This is a genomic window from Ramlibacter sp., from assembly GCF_041916345.1.
Taxonomy (GTDB): domain Bacteria; phylum Pseudomonadota; class Gammaproteobacteria; order Burkholderiales; family Burkholderiaceae_C; genus Ramlibacter.
The window spans coordinates 1-18,791 of the sequence record NZ_JAYRZR010000002.1; the positions used below are offsets into that span (position 1 = coordinate 1).

9 protein-coding genes are annotated in these 18,791 nt (G+C 67.3%); 4 read left to right on the forward strand and 5 right to left on the reverse strand.

All coding sequences use genetic code 11. The features are described 5' to 3' along the window. The first annotated feature begins 360 nt into the window (after positions 1 to 360). Together ACE3T5_RS00615 and ACE3T5_RS00620 are read left to right on the forward strand one after the other, a co-directional pair. Complete coding sequence (locus ACE3T5_RS00615; protein WP_374663339.1) at positions 361 to 8,769, forward strand: tandem-95 repeat protein; 8,409 nt, start codon at positions 361 to 363, stop codon at positions 8,767 to 8,769. A gap of 214 nt (positions 8,770 to 8,983) precedes the next feature. Further along, positions 8,984 to 9,787: a hypothetical protein gene (locus tag ACE3T5_RS00620; RefSeq protein WP_374663341.1), complete on the forward strand. Its 804-nt coding sequence runs from the start codon at positions 8,984 to 8,986 to the stop codon at positions 9,785 to 9,787. A gap of 16 nt (positions 9,788 to 9,803) precedes the next feature. Here ACE3T5_RS00620 and ACE3T5_RS00625 read toward each other — a convergent pair whose 3' ends face one another. Then, positions 9,804 to 10,622 carry a metal-dependent hydrolase gene (locus ACE3T5_RS00625; RefSeq protein ID WP_374663343.1) on the reverse strand — a complete coding sequence of 273 codons (819 nt, stop codon included), beginning with the start codon at positions 10,620 to 10,622 and terminating at the stop codon, positions 9,804 to 9,806. A gap of 125 nt (positions 10,623 to 10,747) precedes the next feature. Here ACE3T5_RS00625 and ACE3T5_RS00630 point away from each other — a divergent pair, with 125 nt between their 5' ends. Further along, the gene (locus tag ACE3T5_RS00630) at positions 10,748 to 11,323 is read left to right on the forward strand and encodes a TetR/AcrR family transcriptional regulator (protein ID WP_374663345.1); all 576 of its coding nucleotides are present in this window, start codon (positions 10,748 to 10,750) and stop codon (positions 11,321 to 11,323) included. Between the two features lie 19 nt (positions 11,324 to 11,342). Then, positions 11,343 to 12,212: an SAM-dependent methyltransferase gene (locus tag ACE3T5_RS00635; RefSeq protein WP_374663347.1), complete on the forward strand. Its 870-nt coding sequence runs from the start codon at positions 11,343 to 11,345 to the stop codon at positions 12,210 to 12,212. Here ACE3T5_RS00635 and ACE3T5_RS00640 read toward each other — a convergent pair. Genes ACE3T5_RS00640 through ACE3T5_RS00655 form a run of 4 tightly spaced genes read right to left on the reverse strand, consistent with a single transcriptional unit; the run spans position 12,199 to position 18,754 of the window. After that, the gene (locus tag ACE3T5_RS00640; RefSeq protein WP_374663349.1) at positions 12,199 to 13,167 is read right to left on the reverse strand and encodes a Bug family tripartite tricarboxylate transporter substrate binding protein; all 969 of its coding nucleotides are present in this window, start codon (positions 13,165 to 13,167) and stop codon (positions 12,199 to 12,201) included. The genes ACE3T5_RS00635 and ACE3T5_RS00640 overlap by 14 nt on opposite strands. Continuing rightward, the gene (locus ACE3T5_RS00645) at positions 13,161 to 14,036 is read right to left on the reverse strand and encodes a hypothetical protein (protein ID WP_374663351.1); all 876 of its coding nucleotides are present in this window, start codon (positions 14,034 to 14,036) and stop codon (positions 13,161 to 13,163) included. The genes ACE3T5_RS00640 and ACE3T5_RS00645 overlap by 7 nt, the downstream gene beginning before the upstream one ends. A 54-nt stretch (positions 14,037 to 14,090) precedes the next feature. Continuing rightward, positions 14,091 to 15,272: a response regulator gene (locus ACE3T5_RS00650; RefSeq protein WP_374663353.1), complete on the reverse strand. Its 1,182-nt coding sequence runs from the start codon at positions 15,270 to 15,272 to the stop codon at positions 14,091 to 14,093. Beyond that, positions 15,269 to 18,754, reverse strand: a complete 3,486-nt coding sequence (locus ACE3T5_RS00655) for a response regulator (RefSeq protein ID WP_374663355.1) — start codon at positions 18,752 to 18,754, stop codon at positions 15,269 to 15,271. Before ACE3T5_RS00655 ends, ACE3T5_RS00650 begins: the two co-directional genes overlap by 4 nt. Between the last annotated feature and the right edge of the window lie 37 nt (positions 18,755 to 18,791).

An 18,791-nucleotide genomic window follows, 5' to 3' on the forward strand; every position in this document is an offset into this window, starting at 1 on the left:
GCCACAGCCGGGCACCTGCGCAGCGTCCAGCGCCAGCCCGAGCGGATCAAGAGCTACTTCGAGCATGAGCCTGTTCGCTATGCGGCTTGATTCAACTTCATTGATGCCGACTCAATAGTAACGCCAACTCACCCCGTTTGGATCGTAGGCAGGGGCTGGAAAGAAGCTGGCGAGCTCAAAGTTGGGAGAGCTACGCCAAGATTTGTGGAGATTCTTGATGGAGTGCGGGCAGAGGTGAGTGGATGGACGCCTATCTATGCAACCACTGATACGAGCATCGTCTGGGTGCCGCAGTCGAACAAAGGTGAAAGCCTCTATCACCCTGGTACCTTGTACGACGTTTCGCGTAACAGGTATGTCATGGACGAAGAGCAGCCTCAATATTCAAAAGCCGCGTGGTGGGGCGAGGACCGCGGGCTGAAAGGCAAAAAACCCGGTAAAGAGCACCTCTACCGAGCCACGGTGTACAACATCGAGGTGGAGGATTTCCACACCTACTACGTGGGCGAGCGTGGGACCTGGGTGCACAACAAGAACTTGCAGATCAACTTGCAAGGCGGTACTGGTTTGACCGCGCGGGTCAACCCTACCGTTTTTCATACCCGGGCTGAACTTTTGGCCTACCTGCGCAAGAACGCTGCCTCGATTCCAAGCGATTCGATTTTCATCATCCGCAGTCAGTTCGAAAGCCAATATTTGTGGCGTGGCGAGCCGCAACCCCGAAGCGCGAAGTTTGAGGACAAGGTGCCGTCCCGTCTCTACAAGCGGACTCAGAACTCCAAGGGCGAGACCCTCCCCGTGAACTATGAGTACGCTGTTGTGTACCGCGATGCCCGCTATCCCGAACAGGAGCTGCGTTATCTGGCGGTCGAAGGCAGATTGGACGACTTCACCTTTGTCGACAATAAGTTGCTTCTCTTCAAGAACGACGACGAGCTTGGCGTTCTTGATTCGATGTATAGAACCGCCTTGCGATTTCAGCAGAATCCTGCCGCTGCCGAAAGAATGCTCTACCAGTTCAATCCCCGCTTGGATGGAAAGGCATCGGCGGAGCTGATCAGAGCGCAGAGTTTCTTGGATGATATCGTTGCCGGGAGAAAGGGATATGGCTTCGTTGACAACAGAACGCCGACCCCAGCTGAAGCCGCACTAAACAATCTCATCGCCCAGATGATTCAGGCGGGCCGGTTTCTAGTGAGAGACGCACCGTTGTCTGCCTATACACCGCAACCGCAGGAGGTGCTTGAAGAGGGCGCTGGACTCAGCGTCGGTGAACTCGAACTCGACCATGTCTACCTTCAGCTGCAGCAGGCGCGCCAGTATTGGCTGGACCAAGGTGCCTCTTTGTCGCAGTTGAACAAGGCTCGCTTTGCGGTAGCCGACCTGCCCGCGGGGTGGGCCGCGCGCGCTGATGGCGATCATCTGATCACGCTCGACGCCCGTGGTGCAGGCTGGGGCTGGTATGTGGATGCAACGCCTGCAGACAATAGCGAGTTCATGCCGGTGTCGGCAGATCCGACCACGCAGAACGCCCTCGGCGACTACGACGCCCCTGTGGGCGGGCCTGCGGCAGGCAAGCTCGATCTACTTACAGTGCTGATTCATGAACTGGGCCACGTGCTCGGCATGCCCAGCACTGCCTTCTCAGACAATGTCATGAGCAGGTATCTTGCCCCTGGTCAGCGTCGGCTCCCCGATGCGGTCGACATCGCAGCTCTTGAGGCTAGCGGTATGCCGTACTACGTGGGTCCGAGCATCGTCTTTGTGCGACCGCCCGACGAGGTGGCCGTCTCTGTGACTGGACCTAGTACGCAAGCAGGCCCAGTGACGGTTGCGCAAGCGTACGAGCTTGCCGGCTGGCAACTGACAGCGGGTAGCGGTCGATCTGTCGTCGATGCGGGCGGACCTGTCACTTTGAGTGAAAGCGCAACGAGCCACACCAGCCTAGCGCAAGCCTTCCACCTCGGAGCGAACGACCGCTACCTCACCTTCACAACTGATCGCCTTGACCTGGATAGTGGTTCCACCGGCCCAGCCGACGCTTTCGAGGTCGCCCTGCTGGACCCCACCTCCTACGACTCGCTGCTCACCGATGGGAGCGGCAACGCAGGCATCGGCCTGCCCCTCGGCGACGCCGCCCTCAACATCCAGCGTGGCCCAGACGGCCAGTTGGTCGAACGCCGCAGCACCGGCATCACCAGCGTCACGAACGCCGACGGCAGCGTCACGTACAGCATCGACCTGCGTACCCTGAACGCAGGCGCGAACGCTGGCCGCGCTGTGCTTCTGAGCTTCGACCTCATCGGCTTCGGCGCCGCCGACAGCCAGGTCACCATCCGCGACATCCGCACAGGCAGTGCACCGCAAACCGTGGACGACACGGTGACCACGGCCGAAGACACGCCGCTGGTCATCGATGCACTTGGCAATGACATCGACGCCACTCAGCCAGGCAACGTCCCTGCCATCGTGAGCGGCCCGGCCCACGGCATCGTCTCGGTCAACACCGACGGTACCTTCACCTACACCCCCAACCCCAACTACCACGGCCCCGACAGCTTCACGTACAACGTAGGCCCGGCCGCTGGCGGCGTGGCTGGCGTGGACGTCTCCAAAACGGCGACGGTCCACATCCAGGTGACCTCCGTGAACGACGCGCCCATGGTTTCGCCGGTGGGAGCGTCGACGGCCGAAGACACGCCCCTGTCGCTCAGCCTGCTCGCGCAGGCCACCGACGTGGATGGCGATGCGTTGACGCTGTCGCTGGAAGGCTCCGACGGGCCGCAACACGGCACGGTGCAGCTGCTGGATGGCGGCGTGGTGCTCTACACCCCCGACGCCAACTACTACGGCACGGACAGCTTCACCTACACCATCAGCGACGGCCAGACGAGCGTGAGCGCGCGGGTAGATGTGCAGGTGACGGCCGTCAACGACACGCCGACCCTGGGCGACCTGTCCATCACTCTGGCCGAAGACGGCTCGGCGCTGGTGAATCCGCTGGAGGCCGCCAATGACATCGACGGTGATGCGCTCACGCCCGCCATCGTCAACGGCCCGCTGCACGGCACGGTGACGCTCAACGCCGACGGCACCTTCACCTACCAGCCCGACGCCAACTACAGCGGCGCGGACAGCTTCACCTATACGGTGTCAGACGGCGAGTTGGTGTCGCAACCCGCGACGATCCACGTCACGGTCACCCCCGTGAACGACGCGCCGACGCTCACCGGCCAGTCGCACACGATGGCCGAGGATGGCGCTGTGGCGATGGACCTGCTCGCCACCGCCGCCGACGTCGACAGCACGACCCTCGCGGTGAGCATCGTGAGCGGGCCCGCGCACGGCACGCTGACGCTCAACGCCGACGGCACGTTCAGCTACCGCCCTGAGGCGGATTACTTCGGCGCCGACAGCTTCACCTACCGCGCGGGGGATGGCGAACTTGAGAGCGGCGTTGCCACGGTGAGCATCGATGTGACGCCCGTCAACGACGCACCTGTGCTCGCCAATCAAGCCCAGGCCGTGCCGGAAGACGGTGCGTTGGATATCGACTTGCTCGCCAGCGCGGCCGACATCGACAGCACCGCCCTGGCCGTGCTGATCGTGGACGAACCGCTGCACGGCACGCTCATCGCGAACGCCGATGGGACTTACGGCTACCGTGCCAATGCCGACTACAACGGCCCCGACAGCTTCACCTACACGGTGAACGACGGTTCGCTGCTGTCAAACGTCGCCACCGTCAGCATCTGGGTGACGCCTGTCAACGACATGCCGACGCTGGACGACCAGTCGTTCGCAGTTGCCGAAGACGGCTCGTACGCGGGCGATCTGCTCGCAACCGCCGATGACATCGACAGCACCAGCCTCACGCCGCTGGTCGTCGACGATCCGGCGCACGGCACGCTGACCGTGCACGCAGACGGCACGTTCACGTATGTCGCCGACCCGGACTACTTCGGTCCCGACAGCTTCACCTACGTGGTGACCGACGGTGAACTGATGTCCGAAGTGGCGACCGTCACCATGACTGTGACGCCGGTGAACGACGCGCCGACCTTGGGGGGCCAAACCCATACGGTCGCCGAAGATGTGGAGCTGGCGGGCAACCTGCTGGCGACGGCGGCCGACATCGAGTGCGCCACGCTGGCCGCCACCATCGTGACCGGCCCGAGCCACGGCACGGGGACCGTTAGTGCCGACGGCACCTTCAGCTACCAGCCGCACGCCAACTTCAACGGCACCGACACTTTCACCTATACGGTGACGGATGGCGACCTGGTCTCGAACGTGGCGACCATCGCGATCGACGTCAGCGCCGTGAACGACGCGCCGACCCTTGCGGGGCAGACGTTGACGGTCGCTGAAGACGGTGACCTCGCGGGCAACCTGCTGGCGAGCGCGAGCGACATCGACAGCGCCACGCTCACGGCGACCATCGTCACAGGCCCGAGCCACGGCACGGTGACCGTTAGTGCCGACGGCACCTTCAGCTACCAGCCGCACGCCAACTTCAACGGCACCGACACTTTCACCTATACGGTGACGGATGGCGACCTGGTCTCGAACGTGGCGACCATCGCGATCTACGTCAGCGCCGTGAACGACGCGCCGACCCTTGCGGGGCAGACGCTGACGGTCGCTGAAGACGGCGACCTCGCGGGCAACCTGCTGGCGAGCGCGAGCGACATGGACAGCGCCACGCTCACGGCGACCATCGTCACAGGCCCGGCTCACGGTACGCTGGCCCTGAACGCCGACGGCACCTTCGGCTACAAGCCGGACGCCAACTACAACGGCGCTGATAGCTTTAGCTACACAGTGACCGACGGCGAGCTGGTGTCCAACGTAGCGACCGTCACGATCGGCGTCACTGCCGCCAACGACGCTCCCGCGCTGGCCGGCCAATCGCTCGTCCTTGCCGAGGATGGCGAGTTGACCGGCAACCTGCTGACGAGTGCGGCTGATATCGACAGCGCCGCCCTGACGGCGACGATCGTCGACGGCCCGTTCCACGGCACGCTGACGCTGAACGCCGACGGCACCTTCAGCTACAAGCCGCATGCGGACTACAACGGCACCGACAGCTTCAGTTACACCGTCACAGACGGTGAACTGGTGTCGAACGTCGCGACGGTCACGATCGGTGTCTCGGCGGTGAACGACGCCCCGACGCTGGCAGACCAGTCGCACACGGTTGCCGAGGACGGCGACCTCGCAGGTAGCCTGTTGGCGAGCGCTGCCGACATCGACAGCGTCGTGCTTACGGCGGCCGTCATCGACGGTCCGACCCACGGCAAGGTGACGGTCAGCGCAGACGGCACGTTCAGCTACAAGCCGCACGCGAATTACAACGGCCCGGACAGCTTCACCTATACGGTGACGGACGGCGATCTGTCGTCCGGCGTAGCCACCGTGACCATCACCGTGACTCCAGTCAACGATGCTCCCACGACGGGTGACCAGTCGATGTCTGTTGCAGAAGACGGGGTTCTTGCCGGCAACCTGCTCGCCGCTGCCGCGGACATCGACAGCAGTGCGCTGACCGGCAGCATCGTCTCCGGTCCGACGCGCGGAACCGTGATGCTGCATTCGGACGGAACCTTCACGTACCGGCCCACCGCTGACTACAACGGTCCGGACAGTTTCACCTACACCGTCACCGACGGCGAGTTGGTGTCGAACGTTGCGACCGTCACCATCGGTGTCACGGCCGTGAACGACGCCCCCACGCTGGCGGGTCAATCGCTCGTCGTGGCCGAGGACGGCGAGCTGACGGGGAACTTGCTCGCGACGGCGACCGACATCGACAGTTCCGCGCTGACCGCGTCGATCGTCAACGGCCCGGCCCACGGTGTGCTGACTGTCAATTCGGACGGCACCTCCAGCTACAAGCCGACCGCCAACTACAGCGGCACTGACAGCTTCACCTACACGGTGACGGATGGCGACTTGGTGTCCAGCCTGGCGACTGTCACGATCGCCGTGACGCCAGTCAACGACGCGCCGACCGCGGGAGATCAGTCGATGACGGTCGCTGAGGACGGCGTGCTTTCCGGCAGCCTGCTGGCTGCCGCCGCCGACATCGACAGCGTGGCGCTCACTGGCAGCATCGTCTCCGGCCCTGCCCATGGCGCGGTGACTCTGCACGCAGACGGTACGTTCACCTACCAGCCCGACGCCAACTACAACGGCCCGGACAGCTTCACCTATGCGGTGACCGATGGCGGTCTCGTCTCGAACCTCGCGACGGTCACGATCGGCGTTACGGCCGTGAACGACGCGCCGACCCTGTCGGGCCAAGCGCTGACGGTTGCCGAAGATGGTGAACTGACGGGCAACCTGCTGGCCGGCGCGGCCGACATCGACAGCGCCCCTCTCACGGCGACGATCGTCGACGGGCCGGCCCACGGCGCGTTGACGGTCAACGCCGACGGCACCTTCAGCTACAGGCCCCACGCCAACTACAACGGCACCGACTCCTTGACCTACACGGTGACGGACGGCGAACTGGTGTCCGTCGTCGCCACGGTCACCATCGTCGTGACGCCAGTCAACGATGCGCCCACGGCGGGCGACCTGTCGCTTGCCGTTGCAGAAGACGGGGTGCTCACCGGCAGCCTGCTCGCGGTTGCCGGGGACATCGACAGCACGGCGCTGTCGGGCAGCATCGTCTCCGGCCCGATGCATGGCGCGGTGACGCTGCATGCGGACGGTACATTCACCTATCGACCGGCTGCGGACTACAACGGTCCTGACAGCTTCACGTACACCGTGACCGACGGTGACCTGGTCTCGGATGTGGCCACGGTGACGATCGGTGTCGCTGCGGTGAATGACGCGCCGACCCTGGCGGGCCAAGCGCTGACGGTTGCTGAAGATGGCGAGCTGACCGGCAACCTGCTGGCTGGTGCCAGCGACATCGACAGCGCTACGCTGACGGCGACAGTCGTCGACGGCCCCGCCCACGGGACGTTGATCGTCAACGCCGATGGCAGCTTCAGCTACAAGCCGGCTGCCGACTACAGCGGCCCAGACAGCTTCACGTATTCCGTCACCGATGGTGCATTGGTGTCGAACGTTGCCACGGTCACGATCGGCGTGACCGCGGTCAACGATTCGCCCTCATTGAGCAGCCAGACGCTGACGGTCGCCGAAGACGGCGTGCTGACCGGAAACCTGCTGGCAAGCGCGGCAGATGTCGACAGCGCCACACTGACGGCCACGGTCGTCACGGGTCCGGCCCAAGGCGTGCTGACGGTTCACGTGGACGGCACCTTCAGCTACAAGCCGAACGCTAACTACAGCGGCCCGGACAGCTTCACCTACAAGGTGAACGACGGCAGCCTGGACTCGGATACAGTCACGATGAGCATCGACGTGACGGCAATCAACGACGCCCCGGTGGCCGGCGCGTTCAACGCGGAGCTGAACGAAGATTCCGCTGTCAGCTTCACGTTGCCGGCCAGCGACTTAGACACGCCCGCAGCGCAACTGCACTACTTGGTCGTGAACGCTCCGCTGCACGGCACGGTGCAGCTGACGACCCATGCGGACGGTACCGTGACGGCGAAGTACACACCGATCGCCAACTACAACGGCACCGACAGCTTCACTTACAAGGTGAGCGACGGCACGCTGGAGTCAAACGTCGCCACCGTGAGCTTCAACGTCAAGGCCGTCAATGATCCGCCGACGTGGACCAGCACGCCGCCGACGCGCTTCGAGATGTCGAACATCACCGGCCCGGACAGCGGGCGCGTCTTCAAGGTGGCCGGCCCAGCCGGCAGCACGACCACGCTGACGTTCGACTTCACCTCGCGCGAAGCTTCGTATGACAACGAGATCGGCCTGTTCCGCGTCGATGACGCAGATGGCCGCATCGGCAACCTCATGCCCAACGACGCCGGCTATGCCAAGGCCGCGCTAGCGTCAAACCGCGCCATCGTGATCTTCGCTAGCGGCGCCGACGAGGGCGCGGTCAAGACCGTGACGCTCACGGGCGGCCAGTTCGTCGGTACTTACCTGATCCAGGACGGCACCACATCCAAGTGGCGCCACAAGAACCCGAACAACCAGACCAGCAAGGAGCCGGTGGCGTTCTTCTCGCTGGCGCAGGCCAATCCCGATGGCGACTTCGACCACATCAAGGCCGACTGGAGCGTGGACTCGGCCGGCCGCCCGACGCTGGCCATCCGGTGGGAAGATCTCACTGGCGGCGGTGACCGTGACTACGACGATGCGGTGATCACGGCCACCGGGCTGCGCTCGACTACTCAGAAGGCCTTCGTCTACGACGCAAGCGCTGTCGATGTGGATGGTGACACCGTGACGTACTCGATCAAGCAGGCGCCGAGCGGCGTGGCCATCAATGCGGCGACCGGCCAGGTCACCTGGGCCAAGCCAGTGGCAGGCAACCACACGTTCACGGTGTCAGTGACCGACGGCAAGGGCGGCGTGGCCGACCAGACCTTCACGCTGACCGTGGCGGAGGCCAACACGGCACCGACGGCGCGCAACGCGTCCTACGAGGTCGATCGCGACAGCAGCATCCGCATCGACCTGCGGGCGCTGATCGCAGATGCGGAAGGTGATGTGCTGACGCTGATGGTGAGCAACCCTGCAAAGGGTACGTTGACGAAGAACGCGGACGGGACGTACACGTACAAGCCGAATCGAGGGTACACCGGGACGGACACCTTCTCTTACACAGTCAGTGACGGGAGGACAAGTACAGCGGCGAAGGTCTCTTTGCAGGTGAGATGAGGGTGCTGATATGCGCACCAAGTCGGGCCCCCTGGCCTAGACGCCACGTTCACTCGTCCGTGCACACCCAACCTTCTGCTGATCCTGCCCTTCGCCCGCCGTTCCCTCGCAGGCATGATGTCCCCCACCCCGCACCTCCCCTCGGCCCATGCATGCCCCGCCTTCCCATTGCCCTCCAGCACCCCCGATCGCCGCTCGACTCGGCCGCCTCATCATGACTGCTGGCCTGGTGGCGGCCCTGTCCGCCTGCGGTGGCGGCGGTGGCGGACCCTCGGAGCCTGCCCAGCCTGACTTGCCGCCCACGGCCGCCAGCGGCCCTCACGAATTCGAGCAATGCAACGACGTGCCCACTGCCCTGAGCGTGGTCCGCGAGCAGGTGGATGGCCGCTGGCAGACGCGGCGCTATGTCGCGCGTGGGGCGCAGCCGCTGGCCCTGATGGTGGCCGCGGCGCCGCTGGAGACGGCGAAGAACCCTGAGGGGGTGCTGTCCCACGGCCCGCTGCTGGCGCAGAACTGCACGCCGGCAGGCACGGGTCGGGTGCAGACGCTGAGCGTGCGTGTGCGCACCGAGGGCTTCTTCGAAGGCGCCGCGGGCGATCACCTGGCGTTCGGCCTGCGGGCTTTCTATCCCACCGCCAACCGCGCGGGCGAGGAGGCGTACGACGCCATCGGCGTGATCTTCCACCGCTGGTGGGGTGGCGTGCTGGGTGAGCGGTTCCGGCGGCCCGGTGGCAATGCCATCGGCCCGGCCGAAGGGCCGCAGGTGGCGCTGCGCGATGGCGTGGATTACCTGTTGGAGATGGAGGCGCAGGCGCAGCAGGTGCGCTGGCGCGTGACCGTCACGGGCAGTGGGGAGAGCACCGGCTGGAAGAGCTATGCGGCCCCGGCCGACTTTGCGCCGGCCTCGGGCACGGGCTTTCTGATCGCGGTGCTGTGCAACGACGACAACGCGCGCTGCGAAGGCTTCGACCGCCCGTTCCGGGTGGATGTGCGGGAGATGGTGTTCGGCTGGTTGTAGCCCAGGGCGCCGTGTTCTACGCCCCGACCGGCACGTAACGGTCGCGATTGCCGGCCAGCCAGTCGCGGGACGCGCGCGAGTCCTGCTGTGAAGGGTGGAAGTCGCGGCGGAAGTACTCGCGCCAGGGTTGCCAGGTCTGGCGGATCAGGCCGCGGCGGCCGAACAGGTAGCTCGCGCCGCTGGTCCATGTGCGCCAGCGCCAAAGGGTGCCGTCACGATGGAGGTTGTTCAGCGTCTGGCGTAGCGTGTCGATGAGGAAGACGGTGGTGATGCGGCGCATCCACTTCACGCGCCACTCGTGGCTGCCGCCCAGGGCCTGGTACAGGTCGAACGCGGTGGACTTGTGCTCCGATTCCTCCGCGCTGTGCCAGAGCCACAGCGTCTTCAGCCGCGCATCCTGGTCGCCCAGCAGATCGGCGTTGGTCAGCATCCAGTCCGCGAAGATGGCGGTGAAGTGCTCGTTGGCAGCGGTGATGCCGAGCCAATGACGCACGTCCGCGCCTTCCATGAGCTTCAGGCGCTTGCGTGCACGCGGCTCCCAGTCGTTGACCAGGCCGAGCTTTTCCAGGTGGGCGTTGTACAGCCCGTGCAGGCGGCGGTGCGTGGCCTCCTGACCGATGAAGCCCTTCACCTCGGCCTCGAACTTCGCCTGCTGCTCGGGGGGCAGGGCCTTGAAGCCGTTGCGCACCGAGTCGATGAAGAACTGCTCGCCGATCGGGAAGCTCATCGACAAGGCGTTGAACAGCGCCGTGCGGAACGGGTCGCCAGCGCACCAGTGGCGCGCAATGGGCGCCTCCATGTCCACGAGCAGGCGGCGGACGACGAGTTCGGTCATTCAGGGCTCCGGATGGGGTAGTGTGGTACGTTCGGGTACCGGGCGCGATGATGGTGGGAAGGGCTGGTACTGTCAAGTACCGGGCCACGACCGACCGACAATCGCCGGGCCCGTCACGCCGGACCATGGCTGAAGCAGAAACCGCCATCACCGAACACCGCCACCGCCTGCTGGAAGGCATGGCACGCGCCGTGGCCGCCAAGGGCTACGCGGACACCACCATTGCCGATGTGGTGCGAGAGGCCGCTGTGTCACGCCGCACCTTCTACGAGCACTTCGCGACCAAGGCGGACTGCCTGGTTGCCCTGTACGAGGCGGCCAGCCACAACGCGCTGCGCGTGCTGCGCCAGTCGATCGACCCCGGGCGCGACTGGCAGGGGCAGGTCGAGCAGGCGATGCAGGCCTACCTGGCCTGCCTGGCGCAGAACCCCGTGCTGCTGCGCACGCTGTTCATCGAGATCCTGGGCCTGGGCCCGACCGGGCTGGCCGTGCGCCGGCGCATGAACGGCGAGCTGGCCGATTTCATGCTGCAGGTGATCAATGGGGAGGGCCGTGCGCGGCTGCAGCCGGAGCTGGCGATGATGGTGGTGGGCGCCGTGAATGAACTGGTCTTGCAGGCTATCGAGCAGGATCGTGTGCGCGATCTCACCCAGCTCGCTGCGCCGGCGGCCTCGCTGGTGCGTGCCGTGGTGGGCCGTTGAAGCCAGAAGGAGCCATCGCTTGAGCACCGAGCCGACGATCGACGGACTGGGCCTCACTTCGCGCTGGGTCGCGGCACTGCGCGAGCGGGAGTCGCTGCGTCCGGATCGCCTGTTCGATGATCCGTACGCCGCCGCACTGGCGGGTGACGCGGGCCGTGCGCTGGCGGCAGCGGTGGAGGCGGACTTGCCTGCCATGGCCGGCACGCGCGGCCTGGCCGTGCGCACGCGCTACCTGGACGACATGCTGGCGGCCGCCGTCGCGGAGGGGGTGCGCCAGATCGTGATCCTGGCGGCCGGCATGGATGCCCGTGCCTACCGCCTGCCGTGGCCGCCCGGCACGGTGATCTACGAGGTCGAACGCGGCGACGTGATGGCGCTGAAGGATCAGGTGATGGCCGATCTGGCGGCGCAACCGAAGGCCGAGTGCCGCCCCGTGCGGATCGACCTGCGTGAGGACTTCGCCGCTGCGCTGCGCGCGCAAGGCTTCCGCGACGGCGAGCCCGCGGCCTTCCTGGTGGAAGGCCTGCTGATCTACCTGCCGGATCGTGCCGCGGTGCTGCGCATCCTGCGCGAGGTCGCGGCACTCGGCGCGCCTGGCAGCTGGATCGGCCTCGACGTGGTGGGCGAACAGTTCCTGTCCTTGCCCATGGTCGACCCCGTGCAGCGCCGGCTGGCGGGCATGGAGGCGGGCTGGTTCTTCGGTACCGACGACCCGGCCGCCCTGCTGCGCGAGGCCGGGTTCGAGCGGGTGAGTGTCTCGGCCTCCTCGCGCTTGCCGTATGCGCCCGCGCGCCCGGCCGAGCGCCAGGAGGGATCGGCCAAGCTCGCCGGCGACGCGTACTACATGGTCACGGCCCGCCGCGGCGCGGGCCTGCTCAGTCGAGCTTGAAGCCCAGCGCGGGCAGCATCGCCTTCTCGCGGGCGAACTGTTCGCGCGCGTAGCGCAGGTAGCCCTCCGGGTCCAGCAGGTAGGGCTCGGCGTCGTGGTCTTCCAGGATGCGCAGCACGGCGGGCGCCGACATCGCCTGCCGAAACGCCTTGTGCAGCCGCTCCACCGTGGCGGGGGCCATGCCGCGCGGGCCGACGAGGCCGATGGGCGAATAGACCGCCACGTTGTAGCCCAGCTCCCTGGCGGTGGGCACCGCCCCCAGCCGCTGGATGCGCCGGTCGGTCAGCGTGGCCAGCACGCGGACCTTGCCCGAGAGGGCCACGGGGCCGACGCTGGGGTCGCCGTACACGTCGAGGTGGCCACCCAGCAGCGCCGTCATGGCCTCGGTGCTGCCCTTGTACGGCACCATGTTGAACCGGCCGCCCGCGGCGCGCGCGAGCTGCTCACCGGCGATGCGGTTCGCGCTGGCCACGCCCACGTTGCCGTAGCTGATGACGCCGGGCCGCGCCTTCGCGTCGGCCAGCAGCTCCTGCAGGGTCTGCCAGGGTGCGTCGGCGCGCACCACCACCATCGTCGACAGGCTGGCGAGGCCGATGACGTAGGTGAAGTCCACCAGCGGATCCCACGTGACCTTCTGCAGCAGCGGATGGCGGATCACGGCGTTGTGCATCAGGGCCAGGATGTGACCATCCGGCGCGATGCCCTGCGTGGCCAGGCTGGCCGTGCCCGGGATGGCGCCGCCTCCGGGCCGCGACAGGATCACCAGCGGCTGGCCCAGTTCGGCCGCCACCTGTTCGCCCATGGCGCGCAGCAGCACGTCGCCAAAGCCGCCGGGCGGCACCGGCAGGATCACCGTGATCGGCCGCGAGGGGAACGGCTCAGCGGCGGCGCGTGCCCAGGGCGTGGCCAGGGCACTGGCGCCCAGTACGCCGCAGACACGCCGACGGGTCAGCACGCCAGCTTCCACAGGGCCGAGAACGAGCGCAGGTAGCGGTGGTAGAGAAAGACCTCCCAGTCGGGCGAGGTGGCGGTGCCGCGCAGCAGGTAGTGCACGCCGGCGTTCTGCGCCGAGGGGGCGATCTGGATCAGCAGGTCGAGGCCGTCGAGGGTGAAGCGGTCCTCGCTGTCGGTGAAGGCCTGCGACGGCAGCGCCATCAGCGCATCGCGGCGCTTCAGGGCTTCACCGGCGTCCTGCCAGTCGCCGACACCGGCAACGAACTCGCCATCCACCACGTAGCACAGCGCGGAGCGGATCGCCTCCGCCTTCGCGCCGGCCAGCGTCAGGCGGGCCAGGCGCTGCCATTCGCGCAGCGCCTGCGTGATCGATTCGCGCGAGGTGGCGGCGGGGATCAGGTAGCGCACCAGGTCCTGCAGGGCATGCGACAACGCCACGTAAGAGGACTGGCGGATGCCAGCCTTCACGATGGTGTAGAGCTTGTCCTCGGTGGCCTCGACCTTGGACAGGTAGCCCTGGATGTCGTAGCGGTCGAGCACCGCGCGCTCGGGTGCGATGCCGGGCTGCCCCGTGCGCACGTACAGCTGCATGGTGCGGTTCCTCATCACCTCGCGGATGTGGTCGCACAGCTCCAGGCCGGCGTGGTCGGTCTCCATCACCACGTCGATCAGCGCCACCGATGCCATGCTGATCTCCGGCCGGCCGAGCGTGAGGCTGTTCAGCACCTCGATGCCCTGCGCCTTGCTGCCAGCGGTGTGCAGGCGGATCGGCAGGCCGTAGACCTTGAAGTGGCGCATGGCCAGGCGGGAGACCTCCAGCACGTCGGGCTCGTCGTCGACCAGGATGACGTTGAATTCGGACAAGTGCATGGCCAGGGGCTCCTTTCGCGGGGGCGGCTGTGAAGGAAAGTGGGTCGTGCCGGCTCAGTCCGGCACCGTGCGGGGCAGCGTGATTGTGACGGTCGTGCCGGCGCCTGGGGTCGATTCGACGTGGACGCCGCCCTTCATCTGCGCCGTGACCAGGGTGTGGACGATGGTCATGCCCAGGCCGCTGCCACCGCGGGACCGGCCAGTGGTGAAGAACGGCTCGAAGAGGCGCGGCAGGTGCTCCGGCGCGATGCCCTGGCCGAAGTCGCGGACGGTCAGCCGGTAGCCTTCCGTCGGCGCAGGGCCGTCATCGGCGAGCGTGAGCTCGACGCGCCCGCCAGCGCCTTCTGCATAGGCGTACCGCTGCACGTTGGCCAGCAGGTTCAGCAGCACCTGCGACAAGGCGCCGGCGTAGCCGGTCCAGGGGCCGGTGGGGTCGGCCATCGTGTTGTGCACCGTCACCTGGATCGGCGACTGGCGGCTGGTCACGGCGAACAGGTTCAGGGTCTCGGCCACCACCTCGGCCAGTCGGCACGGCTCACGCACATCGGTGATCTGGTTGACGGAGACCTTCTTGAAGTCCTGCACCAGCTTGTGCGCGCGCAGCGCGTTGCGCGCGATCAGGCCGGTCGCGTCGGTCAGATCCTCCGCCATCATCCGGCCTTCCTCGGTCTGGGCCAGCGCGGTCATCGGCGCCGACTGCATCCACTTGCCGAGCAGTCCGGCGGCGGTGTGGATGATGCCCAGCGGGGTGTTGAGCTCGTGCGCCACGCCGGCCACCATCTGCGCCACGGAGCGATGGCGCGCCAGCTCGGATTCATCGCGCACCAGGCGCTCGTTCTCGCGGCGCAGCCGGTCCATCGCCAGATGCGTGCCGACGCGTGCCAGCAGCTCGTGGGCGTGGAAGGGCTTGGCCACGTAGTCCACCGCGCCCAGCTCGAAGCCACGCACGATGTCGCCGGTATCCGCCCGGGCGGTGAGAAAGATCACCGGAATGTCGCGCCATGCAGGCGCGGCCTTGAGGCGCGCGCAGGTCTCGAAGCCGTCCATCCCGGGCATCACCACGTCGAGCAGGATCAGGTCAGGGCGCAGGGTCTCCAGCACCTGCAGGGCCTGCTGGCCGTTGGTGGCCACGCTGATCGCGTAGCCCTTGTCGCGCAGGATCGCCGTCAGCGCCTGGATGTTCGCGGGCGCGTCCTCCACGATCAGGATGCGGCTGGGCGGGCTGGGGGTGTTCATGTTGATGGGGCGGGCGGCTCAGCGAGCGCCTCACGCAGTGTGGCATGCGCATCGGCCAGCGCATAGGCGCTGACCTGGTCCGCGAAGCGCTGGAAGAGCGGCGGCGACAGGACCTGCTGGAACAGGCCGCGGTGGGCTTCCAGCAGCTCGGTCGCGCCGGCGTCGAAGCGTTCCAGCAGGGTCAGCATCTCGCGCATCACCTCGGCCTGCGCGAGCGTGTCGCCCTGGGCGGCCATGCTGGCCGATGCGGTGGGCACACCGATCTCGGGCTCCTGGGGCAGGGCGTTGATCACCTGGGCGACGAAGGGGCGCCAGGTGTCGCGGAAGGCTGCGTGCGCTTCAGCAACCGCGTCGGGCGCGGCGCGCGCCCGCAAGGCCTGTTCCAGCGCGCCGGCGGCGGCCTGGACCCGCACCGCGCCGAGGTTGGCCGCGACGCCGCGCACGGTGTGGGCCAAGTGCTCGGCACTGGGCCAGTCGCCGCGGTCCAGCGCCTGTGCGATCTCGTCGGCCGTCGTCGGCTGGCGCACGAACTGGCCCAGCAGCTTGGCGTACAGCGGGCGATTGCCGGCGAGGCGTGCGAGCGCACCGCGCACGTCCAGGCCCTGGATCCGCGACAGTCGATCCTCTTCGGGCGTTGGCGGCTCCTTGGCCTGCTCCTGCGCCGGCTGCTGCATCACCGGCTGATGGTGGCGTGCCAGCGCCGCGAACAGCAAGGCCGGGTCGATGGGCTTGCTCACGTGATCGACCATGCCAGCCGCCAGGCAGCGCTGGCGCTCCTCCAGCGTCGCGTGGGCCGTCATCGCGATGATGGGCAACGCCGCGAGGCGCGGCTCAGCGCGGATGCGCGCGGTAGCCTGGAAGCCATCCATCTCCGGCATCTGCAGATCCATCAACACCAGGTCGTAGTCGCGTCGCTCGTCCACCAGCCGCTGCACGGCCTGGCCGCCGTGGTGGGCGATGTCCACCGTGATGCCCGCGCCTTCCAGCAGCTCGGCGGCGACCTGCTGATTGATCTCGTTGTCTTCGACCAGCAGCACGCGTAGCCCGGGAAAGCGCGGCATCGCAACGGCTGCCTCGGCCGTGTCCTGCGAGGCATCTGGCGCACTGGCGCCCACGGCCGCGACCAGCGAGTCGATCAGCATCGTGCGCGTGACCGGCTTCAACAGGTAGCCATCGAGCTGCAACTGTTCCGCCTCTTCGCGGATCTCCTCGCGGCCGAAGGCCGTGACCAGCACGAGGGCGGGTGGCTTCTTCAGCGAAGCGTCGTCGCGGATGCGGCGGGCCGCCTCCAGCCCGTCCATCCCGGGCATGCGCCAGTCGAGGTAGACCACGTCATACGGTTCGCTCGCGTCCATCCCGCGCACGGCGGCCAGGGCCTGCGCACCGGATTCCACCACGCTGACCTGGCGGACGAGGCCGGCGAGCGCCTCCTGCAGGATCTCGCGCGCGGCCGGGTTGTCGTCGGCCACCAGCACGCGAAGCCGTGCCAGCTCACCCGGCACGGGGGCGACGGTCGCCCGTGCGCTGCCCAGGCCAAAGGAGGCCGTGAAGGTGACGGTGGTGCCCTGGCCGGGCGTGCTGGCGAGGTCGATCTCGCCCCCCATCAGCTCCACCAGCCGGCGGCAGATGGTCAGGCCCAGGCCGGTGCCGCCATGCTTGCGGGTGATGGACATGTCGCCCTGGGTGAACGGCTCGAACAGGCGATCCGCCTGCTCCTGCGTCATGCCGATGCCGGTGTCCTGCACCGAGAAGCGCAGCTCGCAGCGGTCATCGGCCTGGGTGATCAACGCCACCCGCAGCTGGATCTCGCCGCGATCGGTGAACTTCACCGCATTGCTGACCAGGTTGGTCAGCACCTGCCCGAGGCGAAGCGGATCGCCGCGCAGCACCGGCGGCACCGAGGGGGGCAGGCGGGCCAGGAACTCCAGGCCCTTGTCATGGGCCTTCTGCCCGGTGACGGTGATCACGCTGTCCAGCACCTCGTCGAGCGCGAAATCGGTCGTCTCCAGGCTCAGCTTGCCGGCCTCGATCTTGGAGAAGTCGAGGATGTCGTTGATCACCGCCAGCAGCGAGGTGCCCGCCGCATGGATCTTGGTCAGGTAGTCGCGCTGCTTCGGGTTCAGCGGTGTGCGCAGCGCCAGATGCGACAGGCCGATGATCGCGTTCATCGGCGTGCGGATCTCGTGGCTCATGTTCGCGAGGAACAGCGACTTCATCTGCGTGGCCTCTTCGGCCCTTTGCCGGGCGCTGGTCAACGCCTTCTCGAGCTGCTTGAAATCGGTGATGTCCTGGGTCACGCCGTAGATGTCGGTGGGCTCGCCAGCGGCGTTCTTCACCACGTGGCCGAGCGCGTGGATCCAGACGATGCGCCCGTCCACGGGCCGCTTGTAGGCGTAGGTGGAGTCGTAGACCGGAATGGTGCCCGCCACCGCCGCATTGAACTGCGCCATGGTGGCTTGGGCCGCCTCCTCGTCGCCCGCGAAGACGTTGCGCGACCACTCGTCGATGCGGTACCGATGGTCCGGGGCCGGCAGGTCACCGAAGATGCGGGCTGCCCGCTCGGACGAGTTGTACCAGCCGGACCCGTCCAGCGGCACATGCCAGTAGCCCGACTTGGTGAGGTCCAGCGCGCTGTCGGCCAGGAAGTTGATGTGGCGCAGCGCCGCCTCGCTGGCGCGCACCTGGTCCAGCAGTTGCTGCGTGCGCTGGCTGCGCTGCAGCATGTCGAGCTTCAGCGCCACCAGGGGCGCCAGCTCGTCGAGCAGGGCCCGCTGCTGGGGTGAGAGCTCGGCTTCCGTGGCGATCTCCAGCACGGCCAGCACCGCGTCGGAGGCGACGATGGGGACGGCCGCCCGGGCGCGCGGGCCACCGCCGGGCGGCTCGGTCCGATGCATCACGCGGCGCTGCACGGCGGCCTGGCCGGCCAGCCCTTCACCCGGAGAAAAGGCCGCGACGCCGGCCCCTGTGTCCAGCCCGTGGCCGCCGGCGAAGTGGAAGCGCCCGTCCTGCGCATCGAACAGGTGAAATGTGCCTCGCCCGCCACCGATCATGGGCATCAGCGCCGCCAGCAGCGGCGGGCCCAGTTCGGCAGGACGCTCGGCGCCGAGCAGGCGATCGGCAATGCCCGCGAGGCAGGTCTTCACCCACAGATGACGGTCGGCCTCGGCCATGTCCTGCCGGTAGCGCTCGATCGACCGGGCCAGCGCGCCGATCTCGGTGGCATCGTTCAGGAAGCCGATGGTGGCGCCGTGCTCGCGTGCGGTGATCGCGCGCACGCTGGCATCCATCTCGGCGAGCGGGCGCACCACACGCCGCTGGTGGAACAGCACCAGGCCCGCCAGCACGATCACGGCCACGCCCAGCAGGGCCAGGAGCACCCGATCCATCCAGGCGTGCCGTGCCAGCAGCAGGCTGGTGAGGGCCAGCGCCGAGAGCAGGACGATCACGACTGTGGTGACCTGGCTGGCGCGGCGGATGTTCATGCGCGGGGGCCAGTTTAGCTTGCGTGCCCCGTGCGGC

What these genes read in the sequence shown, in the direction of transcription:
- ACE3T5_RS00615 (WP_374663339.1), top strand. Translation starts at nt 361, where the DNA reads ATGGACGAAGAGCAGCCTCAATATTCAAAAGCCGCGTGGTGGGGCGAG.
- ACE3T5_RS00620 (WP_374663341.1), top strand. Translation starts at nt 8,984, where the DNA reads ATGACTGCTGGCCTGGTGGCGGCCCTGTCCGCCTGCGGTGGCGGCGGT.
- ACE3T5_RS00625 (WP_374663343.1), bottom strand. Translation starts at nt 10,622, where the DNA reads ATGACCGAACTCGTCGTCCGCCGCCTGCTCGTGGACATGGAGGCGCCC.
- ACE3T5_RS00630 (WP_374663345.1), top strand. Translation starts at nt 10,748, where the DNA reads ATGGCTGAAGCAGAAACCGCCATCACCGAACACCGCCACCGCCTGCTG.
- ACE3T5_RS00645 (WP_374663351.1), bottom strand. Translation starts at nt 14,036, where the DNA reads ATGCACTTGTCCGAATTCAACGTCATCCTGGTCGACGACGAGCCCGAC.
- ACE3T5_RS00650 (WP_374663353.1), bottom strand. Translation starts at nt 15,272, where the DNA reads ATGAACACCCCCAGCCCGCCCAGCCGCATCCTGATCGTGGAGGACGCG.
- ACE3T5_RS00655 (WP_374663355.1), bottom strand. Translation starts at nt 18,754, where the DNA reads ATGAACATCCGCCGCGCCAGCCAGGTCACCACAGTCGTGATCGTCCTG.